This is a genomic window from Wolbachia endosymbiont (group A) of Chalcis sispes (assembly GCF_964026765.1).
Classification (GTDB): domain Bacteria; phylum Pseudomonadota; class Alphaproteobacteria; order Rickettsiales; family Anaplasmataceae; genus Wolbachia; species Wolbachia pipientis.
In genome coordinates this window covers 1,076,759-1,094,015 of sequence record NZ_OZ034697.1, presented here as the reverse complement: position 1 = coordinate 1,094,015, position 17,257 = coordinate 1,076,759, and the positions used below count along the sequence as shown (strand labels likewise).

The following is a 17,257-nucleotide window of genomic DNA, read 5'->3' as shown; positions in this document are numbered from 1 at the left end:
TGGAGCTTGTGATTTGCTAAAAGAAGTCGATTTTCAGTATGTCATAAAAGTACTATATGCAGATAGGGCATATGACAGAGAAAAGCTCTATAAGCTGTGTAATCAATATGGTATAAAAACGAAAATTCCTCCGAAAAACAACGCAGCAGAGCATCCAAAGTTAGACTATATGGCTGAGAGAAATTCTGCAGTCAAGCTCATAAAGTCATATGATGAAGATGGTATAAAGAAGTGGAAAAAAGAGATGAGTTATGGAAAAAGATCTTATATAGAAGGTTTTTTCTCGCGATTAAAAAAGACATTTGGATTTAGTTTTAAGAACAAATCTGAAATGAATCGTGAGAGGGAACTACTACTCAAATGTTATTTGCTTAACAAATTTACTGAAATAGGCATGGCTAAATTTGAGATAGCTTCATAAATTTATTGTGCGTTACCTACTATCCGAAGAGCGATGCAACAAAGCCATCCCAGTGTCAGCTACTTGGATGACAGAGGGGGGTGGGATGACAGAAGATGATGGAGTGACAGGGAGTAATACAAAAAGTTTCGTCATCCCCATTGAATCGGCTTTAAAATCGATGTTCAAAGTTGAAATTTCCCTAGAAGATGCGGGGAAAATCAGAAAAGGTCAGGAAGTTGTATTAAATAACTTGCGTAATTTAAAGAATCATGATATTTGTTGTACGGTGGTGGGTAGTGTACCTATTGCAATCTGCAGTTTTATTTATGGTTGTGTGAAACCTATTCGTGTTTTTAATATTTAAAATGAGGTTTAGATGTCGATAACATCCGAAAAGAAAAAGAGTTTGATAAATATATATGCAATTAAAGAAGATGATACAGGTTCATCTTTTGTACAATGTGCAATTTTGACCGAGAGGATCAGTAACTTAACTGAGCATTTTAAAGTGCACAAGCATGACCATCACTCTAAGCGTGGTTTACTTATATTGATAGGTAGAAGACGCAAGCACTTAAATTATATAAAGCGTAAATTTGGTAATGAAGCCTATCAGGAATTAATAGAGAAGTTAGGCATTAGAAAATAATCGAGGAATTTAGTATGTTTAAAATTATAAAAAAATCTATAGAGTGGGGTGGTCGTACCTTATCTTTAGAAACAGGAAAAATAGCACGCCAAGCTCATGGTTCAGTAGTTGTAAATTACGGTGATACTTCTGTTTTAGTAACTGTTGTAAGTAAAAAGAAGGAAGAAAATGTTGATTTTCTTCCTTTAAATGTACAGTTTATCGCAAAAAGCTATGCCATGGGTAAGATCCCTGGCGGCTTTTTTAAAAGAGAAGGCAAGCCATCTGATAGAGAAACTTTAATCTCAAGGGTAATAGATAGAAGTATAAGACCACTATTCCGAGAAGGATTTCATGATGAAATTAGTGTGGTGTGCAATCTATTAACTTATGATACAGTCAATCCTCCTGAAGTGCCAGCATTGATTGGTGCTGTTGCAGCTCTTGCAATTTCTGGTGTTCCCTTTCACTTTACTATAGCTGGAGTGATGGTTGGTTGTGATGAAAATAATAACTATATACTCAACCCTTCTGTTCAAGAGATGAAAGCAAGCAGCTTGGATCTGTTTTTGTCTGGTGATGAAAATTCAATTTTAATGGTTGAATCAGAAGTGAAAGAGCTCTCTGAAGAAAATGTTTTTAATGCAATAAAATTTGGCCATGAACACCTTAAGCCTGTCATTAAGCTCATAAAAGAGTTTGCTGATACAATTGGCAATAAACCTGAGAGCTTTGCCCCTATTGATGCATCAGATATAACACAAGAGCTCGAAAAACACGGTAAAGATTTTGAAAAAGCATATTCGCAAACAGTAAAACAAGAGCGAGTTCAAGCTCTAGAAGCGATCAGAGAGAATATATTGAATACTCTTAAAGAAACTGGAAAAGACGAAAAGTTAATTACGTATGCAGTAAAAAACTTTGAAAGATCTTTAGTACGTGAAATAATTAGGAAGAAAAGTGTAAGGATAGACGGTCGTAAGCATGATGAGATACGTCAGATAGAAGTTGAAGTTGATATTCTGTCCAAAACTCACGGTTCTGCACTATTTACAAGAGGCAATACTCAGGCACTGGTTGTTACTGCTCTTGGCACCACTCAAGATGAGCAAATTGTGGATGATATTGAAGGGGATAGACGTGAGCATTTCATGTTGCATTATAACTTTCCCTCATTTGCTGTTGGAGAAACTTCTGCTGCGCGTGCACCAGGAAGAAGAGAAATCGGTCATGGCAAACTTGCTTGGAAAGCAATTCATCCTGTTTTACCCGATAAGTCTGAATTTCCTTATACAATAAGAGTAGTGTCCGAAATTTTGGAGTCTGATGGTTCTTCTTCTATGGCAACAGTTTGTGGGACTTCTCTTGCTTTAATGGATACGGGTGTGCCAATAAAGGCCCCTGTTGCTGGAATTGCTATGGGTCTCATCAAAGATAAAGACGAGTATGTAATACTTTCCGATATACTTGGTGATGAAGATTATCTTGGTGATATGGACTTTAAAGTAGCAGGAACTAGTGAAGGGATTACGGCGCTACAAATGGACATGAAAATTTCTGGTATAAGCTTTGAAATTGTTGAAAAATCTTTAGAACAGGCAAAAGCTGGAAGATTACATATTTTAGAAAAAATGAATGCAGTGATTTCAGAACACAGTGATGATGTCAAAGACCATGCACCAAGGATGTTATCATTTTACATAGATAAAGACAAAATTTCTGCTGCTATAGGTTCTAAGGGGAAAAATATACGCAGTGTGTGTGAAAGAAGTAATGCAAAAATTGAAATAGGAGATGATGGTAAAGTTTCTGTTTTTGCTACGAGTGGCATTGAAGCTGAAATTGCAAAGAGTATGATGATTGATTCAATAACAGAACTAGAACAAGGTTCTATAGTTGATGTCAAGGTTGTAAGAATAGAGAAGTCTATTGTAGAGCTTGAATTTCTTAATGGCAGAAAAGGAAAAATGCACATAAGTGAAGTAGCTAATGAACATATAGATTCTATAGAGAGCGTACTTAAACAAGATGATACTTTCAAAGCACTAGTAATTGACTTCGAAAAAGGTGGGTGTCCAAAGTTGTCAAGACGTCGGGTTGACCAAGAGACGGGAGAGTTTTTTGAAGGTGAGCTTTACAACGAGGAAAGGAAAGATGGTCCAAATGACAGGGATAATTATTACAATAATTCATTTAGTAGAAAACCTGGAGGAAGTCACCATAAGAGGCCTCCTCGTCCTCGTTCTGGTTTCAGCAACAGAAATAGGCCGAAATTTGGTAATAATGATTCATCATCAGGTTTTTATTAAGAGTAAACTTCTTGCGTTACCTCTCGTCATTCCAGTGCTTAACAATGGAATGACACCCTTTCTGGTGAAGGTTGTTCTCAAATCACAATGTTAGTACAATTGTGGTGTTAGCTATAGCTAACCCAAGGTATCCGTTCAGCGGAGTGGTAGAATAAGGTAGACAAAGTGATCTAAAAAGATAATCATAGAGCAAAAGTGAGGTAATGTGGTAAACCTTTTAGAACTTTGCAAAAATTTACAGCAAAAAATAGAAAAACTGAAAGCAGAGATAGAAAACTTAAAAGCAGAAAATAAAGCTTTAAAGATAGAGAACGCTGAATTAAAGGAAAGGCTTGGTTTAAACTCGAAAAATTCATCTCTACCGAGCTCTAAAGAATTGTACAAAACAAAAAAGGACAAGCCAAAAAGCGAAAGGAATGTTGGCGATCAGGTTGGGCATAAAGGAAATTTTCATGCTACAATGGAAGCGGATAAAGTAGTAAAAATAGAGTTGCCTAATATTTGCGAATGCGGAGGAGAGCTTGTAATATGCGAAAAACCTTATGTTCACCAAAAAGTTGATCTTCCGGAAATTAGGCCTTATGTAGTATAGCATTTCTCATAATAGTCCGAACAGGTCATAGGAAGGCAGAATCAACAGCACGACGAAAGGATTCGAATAGAGGAATGTTTTTCCTGGCTCTGTTTTTTATAGCAAACCAATGATGCTCAATTTTGTTGAAATCTGGAGAATAAGGCGGCAGATACAAAATTTCTGCACCAACCCCTTTAGCAAGCTCGATAATCTTATCAGACTTATGAAAAGTAGCATTGTCAAGAATGACAGTCTGTCCAGGTTCCAAGATCGGTGTCAAAAATTGCTCAAACCATCCATTAAAAACATCCATATTACAGTGGCCTTCAAAGGTTAACGGAACAACTATCTTTCTTCCACTTAAGGCTGCAACCATACTGATTCGTTGAGTTTTCTTTCCAGATTTTAAGGCATAAAACCGCTGTCCTTTCTGGCAATATCCGTAGGGGTAGTCTTCGGTGTTATCAATGCCAGACTCATCTATATACACTAAGTTTTTAGGTTCTTTTGTCGCTATAATTTTCAAAAATTCAGCACGTTTTTCTTCGTTTCTTTCCTTGTATCCATATGTCTTTTTTTGCGCGTAAATCCAATTTTTTTAAGGGCTCGATAGATCGTTTGGATACTAACGTTGTTCCAAAGTTTAGCCATTTCCGATAGAGTCTTTCCTCCGTGTTCTCTGGCAAATTTGGCAAAGGTACCCCAGTCGGTAATTTTGTGATTGTAACCCCCATTTCCAAGTTTTTTTGATTGAAAGTCTCCTGTTTCTTTTCTTCTTTGCTGCCACTCCCATAAAGTAGTTCGTCCAATCTTAAATCTTGCTGCCACTGTTTCTCTGCTTTCTCCTTCGTCTAGCGCTTCCATTGCTTTTTTTCTTAAATCATAACTATATGCTGCTGGCATTCAACCTCCTTATCATCATCTACCCTTATCCTATCACATCCAGACTTTTATGGAAAGAGCTATAATATGGAAGATATCGAAATTGCTATAGACAGTACAGGAATTAGTATATACAACAACACTCCTGGTCACAGTAAGGAAAATAGCACTGACAGAAAATATCGTGGCTATGAGCAAACGAGAAAATTGTACGTAATGTTGAATATAAACAACAAAAAAGCCATAGCTGTAAAATACAGTAACGGTGTCTACTCTGATCACTATGGAGCTTGTGATTTGCTAAAAGAAGTTGATTTTCAGCATGCCATAAAAGCACTATATGCAGATAGAGCATGTGATAGGCACAAGTTTTATAAGTTGTGTAACGAATATGATATAAAGACAAAAATTCCACCAATAAACAATGCGGCAGAACATCCAGAAATAGATTATATGTCTGACAGGAATGCTGCTATTAGGTTAATAAAATTATATGGTGAAGATGGCATGAAAGAATGGAAAAAAGAAGTAAATTATGGGAAAAGATCTTATATTGAAGGGTTTTTCTCAAGATTAAAGCAAATATTCGGATTTAGTTTTAGGAATAAATCTGAGATAAATCGAGAAAAAGAACTGCTAATCAAATGCTATTTGCTTAATAAATTCACTGATATTGGTATGGCTAAATTTGAGATAGTTACATGAATTTACCATAAATCACCATCTCATAAAGTGTGATGCAACAAAGCCATCCCAGTGTCTGGGCACTGGGATGACACCCTTTTGGATGGAAACCAGTGTCAGGTACTCGGATGACACCATTTACAACCACTCTCCTACCTTTTCTAGCTGTTTATAGCTGTTAAATCTCAGGAATTTATCAAAATATGGAGAGGCAATAAAGGGTGTGGAATTACTTAAATAATTAGATAAAAAATCTGGCAGATCATTCTGAAATTCTTGCATTTTTTGTCTATAATCTCGCAAAGAAATAACTTTTATTTTATCATAATCAAGTTTCCAATAAGCAAGTTCTGAGACTTCCCTTCCGGTCACATACTCTACCGCTAAAGCTTGCAAAATTAATTGCGGAAAAAACCCCGACATCACTTCTTCATTGGAAGGTGGTGAACCAAGTTTATAGTCTATAATTGCTACTTGCCCACTTGGTAGATACTCAACTCTATCACATCTTGCTGTCAGTAAGATTTCTTGTGGCCTATTTGTCATCCAAGCAGTTTCATACTGATCACAAGAACCAGTGTCACGCGCTGGAATATGAAATATCGGACAGGAAAAGTTCTTTTCCAACTCAACATAATTGCTTCGAGTTTCATCAAATTCGACAAAAGATTGAATTATCTTTTGTAGTCTTACCCACCACATATTTGAAAAATTAAACTGACTAGTCGAAAATGCTTCTCGTGCAATGCTCATTGGAGATTTTTTGTTGCGTAAATATCTTGCAAGAATGTTGTGTACCATAGTGCCAAATTCCAATATCGATGGCTTAAAATTCAAGTCTCTTAATTGTTTAAGGCCCAGTATATATTCAACGTAAAATGAATAAGGGTTGCGGATTAGCTTTTCTATTGCACTGCAAGACATCACCTGCATTTTTTCTTTTCTAACTTCGGTTTGAGGTTTTGGCATAGGCTGAGTACATGGAACAGTACATTCAGGCGTATTTAATACCCTCAGCCAATCACGATACGGCTGTTTCCCCTCCTTAAGCAGAATTTCCAAACGCTGCAATAGAATTGGTTTTCTATGGCTTAGCGATCTTGTAATATAAACCTTACTTGCACAAAACAAATTGTGTAAAGTATAAAAAAAATACCCCTGCTCTTCTTGCGCAGAAGGAAGGTTAAATTTTTCTCTCGTAAGTGCATTCAAAAGCGGACTTTGAAAGCTTGGCGCTTCATTAAATCCAGCGAGTATTACAACTTTGTTGTGATATAAGCTGAATTTATTCAAGTCACTTGCTACAGAGAAAAACTCTTTCTCTAAAAATAAGGTCAGAATTTGGCTATATAACTCTAAGGAGCACTTAATTTCTATACCCTCACATGCATTCAAGAAATTACAGGTGAAATTACCTATTTCACTATTTAGCTCTGAAAAATTTATACCAGATAGCACATTAATACACTGCAAATGAGTTGCCACCACATCAGAAATAGGGCAATTTATAATGTTAAGTAAAGGATTAAATATAATCCCTAACTTACTGATAATAAGTAATATATCTTCTTTATGTTTTAGCTTTTTATGAGCATTGATAGCATTTATAATATCGCTCAGGCCATTTGTACTAAAGTTGCGTAATATCTCTATTTCAAATTCAGATAAAATCCGAGAGTACTCTTCTTGAGTGTAACCAAAAGTCACTAGCCTATGTTTAAGGAGCGAAAGTAATGCCACACTGCTCCAATTTGAGGTCAAAACTTCGATACTATAAAGTAGAAGCGTTATATAAGGATAATTTTCCGGTATGGCACTGTGTTGCCTTGATAAACATGCTATACGAGCTGCAAGTAATTTATCAAAGACAACCAAAGAAACGTTTTCATAACCTTCATTTTCTATAATTAATGATGTCACTTGTGCTTCTTCCTCTCTGGAATCACAAGTGATGACTTCAATATTGCCAATATGTCCACTACTAACTTTGCTTAGATCGGCAGTTGTATCAAAGACATAATCTAGCTCAGGACTTCCTGTCATCCCAGCCCTCTGATTTTTAGTGTACGAACATTGTAATTTGCAGGTAATTTGAGTAGTAGATGGTGTCATTCCAGTGCTTGACACTGGAATCCAGTTTCTATTGTACAGCCACCTGGTGCGTTCATTTAAAGTTAAGTTTTCTGGATCCCAGTGTCGGAGCACTGGAGAACACGCTTCTGGCAGAAAACTCACATCCCTTCTATCTACATTTAAATAATCGAGCAGATCTTTCAAACAATATTGATAGTGTTTTTTATCAAGCAATTTCCAGTCTTTCTCTTTAATTTTCAAATTCAGGTTAGGCAAAATTATTTCTCCAAACGGCAGGTCATATATAGCCTTAATTAACGACTTATCCTTTCCGATTCCAACAAAGATTATATGTTGGTCTTTTTGTAAAGAGGTTATCATACTGTTTATGTAATCACTCTTATGTTCTAATATATCTACTACTCCTAAATCTTTTAAAATTTTATTCCATGTTTCAATAAGTAAATTTATGAAACTTTCTATTTTTTTTGAATGTTCATCGAACTCTGCCATTTGGGTATACTGAATTTTATCAAGCAATGATGGCAGGCTATAAGCTAAATCAATTGGGAAATTATCATTATTTTTTCTATTCCATTCCAATATGAATTGAATGAGTAGCAGCGTCCTTTTTATTGGACTTATAACTTTAACTCTATCAAGATTTAATATTAAATCTTCCTCATCAATGTTCTCTAGCGAAACTATCTCTGGCAAAATTATGCATTTTTCAGCGTTATAATTCTTGAATGCATTGAGTAGCGCTATCACATCCCTCTTGCAAGGAAGTATGACCTTTATCTCGGGAATTTTTTCTCTTTCATATTCAGAAAATATGTGCTGAACCAATACATTGAAAAAGGACTCATCCACATTAACGGTAAAAACTCTTCCCACTAACAGTAACAATTAATACAATACTTTATTATACAGGGCTTATTTTGGGGATAAATATTTTTATTTCACTTATGCGAAAGTTATGGTCTTAGTTCTTCTTGTTTACCTGTAAGTTTCACTTCATTTGTTTCAGTGTTAGGCTTTGACATTACGTATGTAACCTTGCCAACTGCTAATCCTACTACTGCAACTATGCTAATTGCTGCAAGTACAGTGAGCGTTTCAACTGCTATTATCCCTGTTGCAAATAGTGCTGTTGCTATAATAGCACAGGCTAATGCTGTTAAGCTACCAGAAATAGCACCTATTGCAATTGCTTTATTTGTTTTAAGTTGCATTTCTTTGGCTTCCTCTGAAGATTTTGTTATGTCTCCGTTTGTACCAGGACTTTTGGGAGTTTTACTACAACTATCCTTCGATAAAGAGCTTGATCTTTTTTTTGCCAGAGCTTCTGCTTCCTTCTCTAGAAGTTTCATTCTTAGGAGTTCCACTAACTCTCCATTGCCACTTTCAATAGCCAAATCTAAAGGAGTATACCCCCATCTATCTTTTTTACTAACATTTCCCCCTCTTTTTATTAGAGCGTCTGCTACTTTTTCACAGCCACCCTTAGCAGCATAATGTAATAGTGTTCTACCTAATTGAAACGGGGAAGAAAAATAACAGAAATTGTAATTTATCCCTTCCAAAGCTCTACTTATTTCGTAATAGATATGATTTCCAGCTTTATATTGTGCATACGATTCATCCTGTATCTTGCTGATCACATTCCATTGATTCAAATCTGGAAGACTGTTTACTGGCTTCAATATCTTTATAATGATGTCATCATCCATGACCTTACCTATCTTAAAATGTATAATTTATTATACATAACTTTAGTAAGTAAAGTCAAACATACAAATCTCAAGTTGAAAATCACTAAAAATATAAATGTGCTCACAGTTTCTTATGTTATTATATATTAAAATCTTTTATAATATTACATGACAAACATCAGAATAGAAGTTTTAAATAAATGTGAGCAAGTTGGCCGCAAAAGAGTAGTTAATGTTTATTCGATTTGCATGTGCAAAGAACTACCACCAAAATTATATGAAGAAATTTGTGGGCTATTTTATAATAAAGTCATACAAGACTGCCGTTATTATTCCTACAACGAAAACCTTGAAGAAGTTCAATATAACTTCATAGAACCACAAGCTGAGTGGGGCTTGGAAATAAGCTTTTTACCTGGCATGACCGATAATGTAGGCAACACAGTGAAACAAATTGTTAGAGAATATTTAATAAACAAGAACTACATTGATGAAAATGTTTATATCAAAGCAAGAAGTTCAAAATTGATTCTAAGTCAAGGGAGTTTGCCAACTGAAGATGACATAAAACAAGAATTTAATCCTATCACTCAGTATTGCACACTTATCTGTAAGAACTATAGCTGGAAATATTATGGTAAATACAAAGCAAACTCTTCAGCGCTCTCTTACTTGTCATCCCAGTGCCCAGACACTGGGATCCAGAAAAAAGATGTAGATTCCAGTGTCAGCTACTCAAATGACACCATTAATGGCAAAGCCAAATCTGTTGATTTAAATGTAAGTGACCAAGAACTTGAGAAAATCAGCAGAGATGGAATCGATGGTAATGGCACTTTAGGGCTCTCTCTGGCAGCAATGAAAGCTATAAAGGATTACTTTAAAAAACTTAATAGAAATCCATATGATATTGAACTTGAGTCCCTAGCACAAACTTGGTCTGAACATTGTAAGCACAATATCTTTTGCTCTCCCATTGATGAAATAAAAGATGGCCTATACGCACATTATATTAAGCGTGCAACGCGTGAGATAAATTCTGACATATGCGTGTCAGTTTTCTCCGACAATGCCGGAGGAATAATTTTTAATGACGATTACTTAATCGTAGATAAAGTTGAAACTCACAATAGCCCTTCGGCGCTTGATCCGTTTGGTGGAGCAATGACTGGGGTACTTGGAGTAAATCGTGATATAGTTGGTTTCGGGAAAGGCGCGGAGCCTATAATGAATACCTATTACTTTTGCTTTGCCAAAGAAGCAAAAGGCAAGTTTTATAGGGACAAAGAGCGCACTGATGAGATCTTACCGCCAAAATATATAATGAAAGAAGTGATCCACGGTGTTAATGTTGCTGGTAATTGCTCTGGTATTCCAACGCAACTTGGATCGGTATATTTTGACGATAGATTTTGTGGCAAGCCGTTAGTTTTTGTTGGCAGTGTCGGAATTATTCCGCGCAACATAAATAACGCACCTTCACACATCAAAGGGCCTAAAAACAGCGATAAAATCGTAATTATTGGCGGAAGAGTTGGAAGAGACGGAATTCACGGTGCAACGTTTTCTTCAGAGGCTTTGTCGGGAAACAGCCCTTCAACGATTGTGCAAATTGGTGACCCTATAACACAAAAAAAACTATCCAATGCCGTCATAAAAGCAAGAGATCTTGGTCTTTATAATGCAATAACGGACAATGGAGCAGGTGGGCTGTCGTCGTCTATTGGTGAAATGGGAAAAGACGGATTTGAAGTTGATTTGAGCAAGGTTCTCCTTAAAAACGATGGTATGGCTCCGTGGGAAATATGGATATCAGAATCACAAGAGAGAATGACCTTAGCAGTGCCAGAAGAAAATCTCCCTATGTTTAAGCAAATCATGAAAAAACATGATGTGGAGGTTTGTGTGATTGGAGAGTTTAATGAGAGTGGTAAAGCCGTTGTTAAATGTCCTAAAGGGACAGTAATAATGGATATCGGAACTGAATTTCTGCATGATGGTAATCCTAAAATGCATTTACAGACAAAGCCGTGGTCTAAGGGGCTTCCAGCGCCACGCGCTGGAATGACAACAAGTTCGCCTTCTTTAGAAATTGAATTAAAAGAAATGTTAAGCAGACCAAACATTTGCAGTAAAGAGTTCATAGTGGTGCAATATGATCATGAGGTTCAAGGATCGTCAGTGTTAAAACCACTGCAAGGCAAGGGAAGAATGTGCAGCGAAGCTATTGTCTCAAGGCCTGTTCTTTCTTCAAATAAAGGTGTTGTAAAATCGCAAGGATTTGGCTCAAGTTATGGAGAAATTGACACCTACCACATGGCAGCATGTGCAATTGACACCGCGATACGCAACTATGTAGCCGCAGGAGGAAATATAAATCATCTAGCGTTGCTCGACAATTTTTGCTGGTGTGATGCTTATAATCCAGAAAGGTTGTGGCAACTAAAGAAAGCTGCAGAGGCTTGTTACGACTTTGCAACTGCATTTAAAACACCATTCATATCCGGAAAAGATAGTATGTTCAATGACTTCAAGGGATATGATGAAAATGGCGAGAAAGTGATAATCTCTGCACCACCTTCATTACTCATCTCAGCAATTGGAATTATAGAAAATATTGAAAATGCAGTATCGCTTGATGTAAAAATGCCGGGGGACTTAATATACGTGCTTGGAGAAACACTTGATGAACTTGGTAGATCTGAATATCAGTTATATAGTGGAATAGGTAATAACAACGTACCAAAAGTTGATGCAAAGAGCGCTAGGAAGTTGTATGAGCGTTACAACCAGGCAATAAAAGATGGCATAATTGCCTCTGCAATTGCACCAAACTTAGGCGGATTAATTATTGCTCTGGCAAAATCACTAATTGCAGGAGACCTTGGTGCTGAAATCGATCTTTCACTAGTGCCAATAGGAGAAACACAAAATACAGACATAATAAACAAGATAATAATGTTTTCTGAATCGCAAAGTAGAATTTTGGTTACTATTGCACCACAAAGCCAGAAGAGGTTTGAAGAGTTGTTTAAAGGTGCGGTTTATTCATGTATTGGCAAAGTAACAGAGAAAAAGGTGCTAAACATAAAGGATGTTTTAAAAGTAGATTTAAAACATTTAAAAAATAGTTATTATATAGCTAAAGTAACTTAGGTTTACAGACAACCGTCATCCCGCTGCTTGTTAGCGGGATCTAGAGATACCGCGGCGGTATGACGTCTCTTAGCTATAACATGCCAGTTTAAAATGTTTTTTGTTTTCCATTAGGTTAAATAATTCTTTCACTATGTGCAATATTTACTTAAAATGAACGTATGTTATTAAATTTGGGTAGGTAACTATGTCTATTTTATCGATACTCTTGCTTATCAGTCTTTCTTTACTCAACACTTCAAATAAATTGATGGTATGTGCTGCCTTATTTGTGGGAGCTGCTTTAGTTGTAAATTCAATGGTTGAATTTTATGGCAAAAGCAAAGCTACGTACAGCTTAATAGTGTGTACAGCGCTATGTTGTGTTTTTAATTTGCAAAGTTTTAATTTGATGATATTGATTTCATATACTGCAATTTTAGTATCTCTTCTCTCAAGCATAATTATTTTTGAAAAATTGAAGTCCAAGTTGAATTTTCATATGGCAAATTTCATTACTTTAATTATAGCATCAGTGGTTGATAGTACCGTTGTATGTGTTGGATTACTATACAAATTTTCTGCAGGTAAATGCCTATCAATATATACTAGAGACTTAATTTTTAAGTTTTCTTATGCGTCAGTATTGAGCATCTGCTTGTTTGCAGGAATGTATTTATTTTGCTTGGCGAACAAGAAATATTTTAAGATTTCCACATAACCTGTTTTCTGATATAGCTAAACTGACTTTGGGTCCTGGAGGTGTATTTGGTGGTCCTAATACGTAACAACAGTTTAGAATTTATAGGTAGCCTAAACCCACAACTGTACAAACACTATGATTTGAGCCTATCAGGGGGGTGTCATTCCAGTGCCCAGACACTGGAATCCAGAAAAAAGAATGGTGTCATCCCAGTGCTTGACACATAGCTGTACGAACATTCATTTTTGAAGGTAAATTGCACAGCAAATGGTGTCATTCCAGTCTGGAATCCAGAAATTTTGCTTATAACTGAGCTGATGAGCTAAAGGTAGTTGTCTTACGCTAAAACAAACGTTTTTAATTAAGTTGCATAGAACCAGTGTCTGGGCACTGGCCCACTGGTGGGAATTGCTCCTAAACTACAACGTTCGTACAGCTATGTGCTTGACACTGGGATGACATCATAGGGGCACTGGCCTACTTAACCGTCATACCGTCGCGGTATCTCAGCCGCTAACAAGTAGCGGAATGACGATTTATCAAACGCTGCTTAATTTTCCGTAACAGTTGAAAAAATCAATAGAAAATCAATATATCACTATAAATTCACGTATTTTGAGGCTATAATGGTTAATACGCTATATGGTATAATATGGACGATTTTATCAGAGTTAAGGGCGCAAGGGAACATAATCTGCAAGGTGTAGACGTCAATATACCGAAAAATAAGCTAGTTGTTATAACTGGGCTAAGTGGTTCTGGCAAGTCTAGCCTTGCATTTGATACGATTTATGCAGAAGGCCAACGCCGGTACGTTGAAAGCCTGTCAGCTTACGCGCGTCAATTTCTCAACATTCAGGATAAACCAGATGTTGAGTCGATTACAGGTCTCTCTCCTGCAATATCTATCAACCAGAAATCGATCTCAAAAAATCCAAGGTCAACAGTTGGAACTGTTACCGAAATTTACGATTACTTGCGCTTAGTATATGCACGAATAGGAGTTCCTTATTCACCTGCAACTGGATTACCAATAACAAAACAAACGGTGTCTCAAATTGTAGATACTATAATTGCGTTACCTTTAGAAACTAAGATATATATACTTGCCCCTGTTGTGCGTGGTAGAAAGGGAGAACATCTTAAAGAGATATTGGAAATTAAAAGACAAGGTTACGTAAGGTTCAAAATAGATGGTGAAGTGTACAATGTAGATGACTTGCCTAAACTCGATAAGAACAAGAAACACGACATTTTTGTGGTTGCAGATAGAATATCAATATTGGGCGATATAGGAAATCGACTGCCAAGTAGTATAGAATCCGCACTAAAACTTGGTAATGGTCTAATGTATGTAGAAATAGTAAACCTACCTGACAACCATAATTCCGAGTATAAAAATGGTCAAATTCTGACTTTTTCAGAGAATTTTGCATGCCCCGAGTCTGGTTTCACTCTTGAGGAAATAGAACCAAGATTATTTTCTTTTAACAGCCCTTACGGTGCATGTGGTTCGTGTAATGGGCTTGGTAAAAAGCTGGCTATTGATGTGAAGCTGATAGTGCCAGATGAAACTCTTTCAATATCTGAAGGCGCTTTAAAGCCAGTGGGATCAATGTTCCGTCAAGTGCACACAGGTTATGGATTTCTAAAAAGTGCAATTCTATCACTGGCTGAAAACTACAAATTTAACCTTGATATTCCGTGGAAGAACATAGATCAAGAAGTAAAAGATATGATACTCTTTGGCTCTAATAAATTTCAAGGTTTGATCAGCATCTTGGAGAACCAGATGGATTATGATGAAACACTTGTTGAGCGATATTGCTCTGTCACTCACTGCAGAGAATGTACTGGCTATAGATTGAAAAAAGAAGCGCTTACAGTAAAAATTGATAGCAAACACATAGGTGAAATATCTAGGCTCAGCATCGATGAATCCCTTAAGTGGTTTGAAAATTTGCCAGACAAGCTCACAGAACAACAGAAGCAAATCTCAAGTAAAATATTAAATGAAATAATCAAGAGGCTAGCATTTTTAAAGAATGTAGGGTTGAATTACCTAACGCTTGATCGAGAATCTAGCACTCTCTCTGGCGGTGAGAGTCAGAGGATCAGACTTGCTTCACAAATTGGCTCTGGTTTAACAGGAGTGCTGTACGTGCTTGATGAACCCTCGATAGGCCTTCATCAATGCGATAATGATCGGTTAATTGCTACACTGAAAAACTTGAGAGACATGGGTAACACTGTAATCGTTGTTGAGCATGATGAAGATACAATAATGGCTGCTGATTATGCGATTGATATTGGTCCTGGAGCTGGCGTAAATGGTGGAAAAGTTGTTGCAGAAGGAACACCAGACCAGGTGCAAAGAAATTCGGGGAGCATAACAGGGCAATATTTGAGTGGAGAGAAAAAAATTTTAATTCCAAGGAGAAGAAAGCAAGCAACTCAGTTCATAAAAGTAATAAATGCATGTGAAAATAACTTAAAAAATGTGAACGTTAAATTTCCTATAGGGAATCTTATTTGTGTTACTGGAATATCAGGAGGGGGAAAATCAAGTTTAGTCATAGAAACGTTATATAAATATTCAGCACATAAGATACATCATTCGTCTGCAAGGTATGGTCAGTGTGATAGAATAGAAGGCCTTGAATATATAGATAAAGTTATAGAAGTTGATCAGTCGCCAATTGGTAGAACTCCTGCGTCAAATCCAGCAACATATGTTGGTATGTTCACTCATATAAGAAATTGGTTTGCAGGTCTTTCGGAGTCAAAAGCAAGGGGATATAATATAGGCCGGTTTTCATTTAATACCAGAGGGGGAAGGTGTGAGGCTTGTAAAGGTGATGGGCACTTAAAGATAGAGATGCATTTTCTACCGGACGTTTATGTGAAGTGTGAGCAGTGTAAAGGGCGAAGGTATAATCGGGAAACATTGGAAGTTACTTATAAAGAAAAATCAATCTCTGATGTCCTTGATATGACGATAGATCAAGCTTGTGATTTTTTTGAAAACCTTCCAATGGTAAAAGAAAAGTTGATTTCTTTGCAGGAAGTGGGGCTTGGCTATATAAAACTCGGACAGTCGTCAACAACGTTGTCTGGGGGTGAAGCACAACGAATAAAGCTGTCCAAAGAGCTATCAAAACGATTTACCGGAAGAACATTGTATATTCTTGATGAACCAACAACTGGATTACACTTTGAAGATATAAATAACTTACTAAAAATACTCCATAGATTAGTCGATCTGGGAAACACTGTTATAGTTATCGAGCACAATTTGCACGTTATAAAAACTGCAGATTATATAATAGACATCGGACCAGAGGGCGGAATAAAAGGCGGAGAAGTGATTGCTACTGGAACTCCAGAAGAAGTGGTAAAAATTCCAGAAAGTGTTACAGGCAGGTATCTTAAAACGTATTTATTATAAACTATTTCTTAATTATATTAGGCTAGGTTGCATATTTATGATTTGGAGATAAGAATGTCAGTATATCGATACTTTAGAAGGTACGTTGAATATGGAGTTGTACCTGCTAAGAAAGCAGAAGATAACACACTAGTTCCAGAAAATAGTTTCTATAAGTCCGTACATTACGTTGATAATGTGCTAGGATCTGTGAAAGATGTAATTTGTGGAGTTGAGAGTAAAGACGATTATAACAAGTATTATAAAAACAATGATAAATGTGAATACGTGGGCCACAGAGCAGAGAGAGTGTATTCATTGTGTACACTGGGTGCTGTTTTAGCAGCCAACATAATATTGCAACCTTTACTTTTGATAGTGGCATGTTTGTCATACTTTCCAGTCAAGTTATTGTCAAAAATAACAGGGGACTATTGTTTTAAAACGGATACAAAATCATTCGTTAATTATTCAAACATATTTTTAGAAATGGGGCAAGATTGTGCTAATGCAGTAGCTAGAGTATTTAACAAGATTGTAAGTTATGCTTGCGCTGCTATCATTTGGGCTGCCGCGTCAATCATAACGCCACTTGTGTGGGCTTGTGACAAAGTGCAAAGTAAGTTGAGTGAAGTACAGAAGCCAGAAAAACATCAATTTTTATCTAAGGATAATTCAAAGACTACTTCAGTCAATGGTATACCACAAACTGAGTTATAAGTTC

Annotated in this window: 12 protein-coding genes and 1 pseudogene; 10 read left to right on the top strand and 3 right to left on the bottom strand. The window is 36.4% G+C overall.

Features of this window, described 5'->3' with window-relative positions; genetic code table 11:
- Nucleotides 1-13: 13 nt before the first annotated feature.
- The 5 genes and pseudogenes from AAGD72_RS05505 to AAGD72_RS05485 all read left to right on the top strand — a co-directional run.
- Nucleotides 14-421 (top strand): transposase, encoded by a 408-nt coding sequence (locus AAGD72_RS05505; RefSeq protein ID WP_341814752.1) that lies wholly within the window; start codon nt 14-16, stop codon nt 419-421.
- Between the two features lie 7 nt (nt 422-428).
- Complete coding sequence (locus AAGD72_RS05500) at nt 429-767, top strand: hypothetical protein (RefSeq protein WP_231115842.1); 339 nt, start codon at nt 429-431, stop codon at nt 765-767.
- Between the two features lie 12 nt (nt 768-779).
- Nucleotides 780-1,052: a 30S ribosomal protein S15 gene (gene rpsO / locus AAGD72_RS05495; RefSeq protein WP_006279944.1), complete on the top strand. Its 273-nt coding sequence runs from the start codon at nt 780-782 to the stop codon at nt 1,050-1,052.
- Between the two features lie 14 nt (nt 1,053-1,066).
- Nucleotides 1,067-3,340: a polyribonucleotide nucleotidyltransferase gene (gene pnp, locus AAGD72_RS05490; protein WP_341814751.1), complete on the top strand. Its 2,274-nt coding sequence runs from the start codon at nt 1,067-1,069 to the stop codon at nt 3,338-3,340.
- Nucleotides 3,341-3,545: 205 nt separating this feature from the next.
- A pseudogene (locus AAGD72_RS05485) lies at nt 3,546-3,929 on the top strand (IS66 family transposase); the annotation flags it as partial.
- Nucleotides 3,930-3,957: 28 nt separating this feature from the next.
- Here the strand turns inward: AAGD72_RS05485 and AAGD72_RS05480 are convergent.
- A protein-coding gene (locus tag AAGD72_RS05480; protein ID WP_341814665.1) for an IS630 family transposase occupies nt 3,958-4,817 on the bottom strand; the annotation gives its coding sequence in 2 pieces (ribosomal slippage) (nt 3,958-4,493 and nt 4,493-4,817; 861 coding nt in all).
- Between the two features lie 66 nt (nt 4,818-4,883).
- Between AAGD72_RS05480 and AAGD72_RS05475 the strand changes: the two genes are divergently transcribed.
- On the top strand, nt 4,884-5,501 hold the full coding sequence (locus AAGD72_RS05475; RefSeq protein ID WP_341814750.1) for a transposase: 618 nt from the start codon (nt 4,884-4,886) through the stop codon (nt 5,499-5,501).
- A 117-nt stretch (nt 5,502-5,618) separates the two neighbouring features.
- On the opposite strand, the gene AAGD72_RS05470 is transcribed toward AAGD72_RS05475, so the two are convergent.
- Nucleotides 5,619-8,450, bottom strand: a complete 2,832-nt coding sequence (locus tag AAGD72_RS05470) for a WPE palindromic element domain-containing protein (RefSeq protein ID WP_341814749.1) — start codon at nt 8,448-8,450, stop codon at nt 5,619-5,621.
- Nucleotides 8,451-8,530: 80 nt separating this feature from the next.
- Nucleotides 8,531-9,286 carry an ankyrin repeat domain-containing protein gene (locus tag AAGD72_RS05465; RefSeq protein ID WP_341814748.1) on the bottom strand — a complete coding sequence of 252 codons (756 nt, stop codon included), beginning with the start codon at nt 9,284-9,286 and terminating at the stop codon, nt 8,531-8,533.
- A gap of 150 nt (nt 9,287-9,436) precedes the next feature.
- Here AAGD72_RS05465 and AAGD72_RS05460 point away from each other — a divergent pair, with 150 nt between their 5' ends.
- The 4 genes from AAGD72_RS05460 to AAGD72_RS05445 all read left to right on the top strand — a co-directional run bounded on the left by AAGD72_RS05460 (nt 9,437) and on the right by AAGD72_RS05445 (nt 17,253).
- Nucleotides 9,437-12,424, top strand: a complete 2,988-nt coding sequence (locus AAGD72_RS05460; protein WP_341814747.1) for a phosphoribosylformylglycinamidine synthase subunit PurL — start codon at nt 9,437-9,439, stop codon at nt 12,422-12,424.
- Nucleotides 12,425-12,611: 187 nt separating this feature from the next.
- Nucleotides 12,612-13,124 (top strand): hypothetical protein, encoded by a 513-nt coding sequence (locus AAGD72_RS05455; RefSeq protein WP_341814746.1) that lies wholly within the window; start codon nt 12,612-12,614, stop codon nt 13,122-13,124.
- Between the two features lie 634 nt (nt 13,125-13,758).
- Nucleotides 13,759-16,554, top strand: coding sequence for an excinuclease ABC subunit UvrA (gene uvrA, locus AAGD72_RS05450; protein ID WP_341814745.1), 2,796 nt, complete (start codon nt 13,759-13,761; stop codon nt 16,552-16,554).
- Between the two features lie 54 nt (nt 16,555-16,608).
- On the top strand, nt 16,609-17,253 hold the full coding sequence (locus tag AAGD72_RS05445) for a hypothetical protein (RefSeq protein WP_151807657.1): 645 nt from the start codon (nt 16,609-16,611) through the stop codon (nt 17,251-17,253).
- Nucleotides 17,254-17,257: the final 4 nt, after the last annotated feature.

Bases quoted from the DNA above. Each gene is read 5' to 3' on its own strand.
- pnp (WP_341814751.1), top strand. From the start codon at position 1,067: ATGTTTAAAATTATAAAAAAATCTATAGAGTGGGGTGGTCGTACCTTA.
- AAGD72_RS05465 (WP_341814748.1), bottom strand. From the start codon at position 9,286: ATGGATGATGACATCATTATAAAGATATTGAAGCCAGTAAACAGTCTT.
- rpsO (WP_006279944.1), top strand. From the start codon at position 780: ATGTCGATAACATCCGAAAAGAAAAAGAGTTTGATAAATATATATGCA.
- AAGD72_RS05455 (WP_341814746.1), top strand. From the start codon at position 12,612: ATGTCTATTTTATCGATACTCTTGCTTATCAGTCTTTCTTTACTCAAC.
- AAGD72_RS05475 (WP_341814750.1), top strand. From the start codon at position 4,884: ATGGAAGATATCGAAATTGCTATAGACAGTACAGGAATTAGTATATAC.
- AAGD72_RS05445 (WP_151807657.1), top strand. From the start codon at position 16,609: ATGTCAGTATATCGATACTTTAGAAGGTACGTTGAATATGGAGTTGTA.
- AAGD72_RS05460 (WP_341814747.1), top strand. From the start codon at position 9,437: ATGACAAACATCAGAATAGAAGTTTTAAATAAATGTGAGCAAGTTGGC.
- uvrA (WP_341814745.1), top strand. From the start codon at position 13,759: ATGGACGATTTTATCAGAGTTAAGGGCGCAAGGGAACATAATCTGCAA.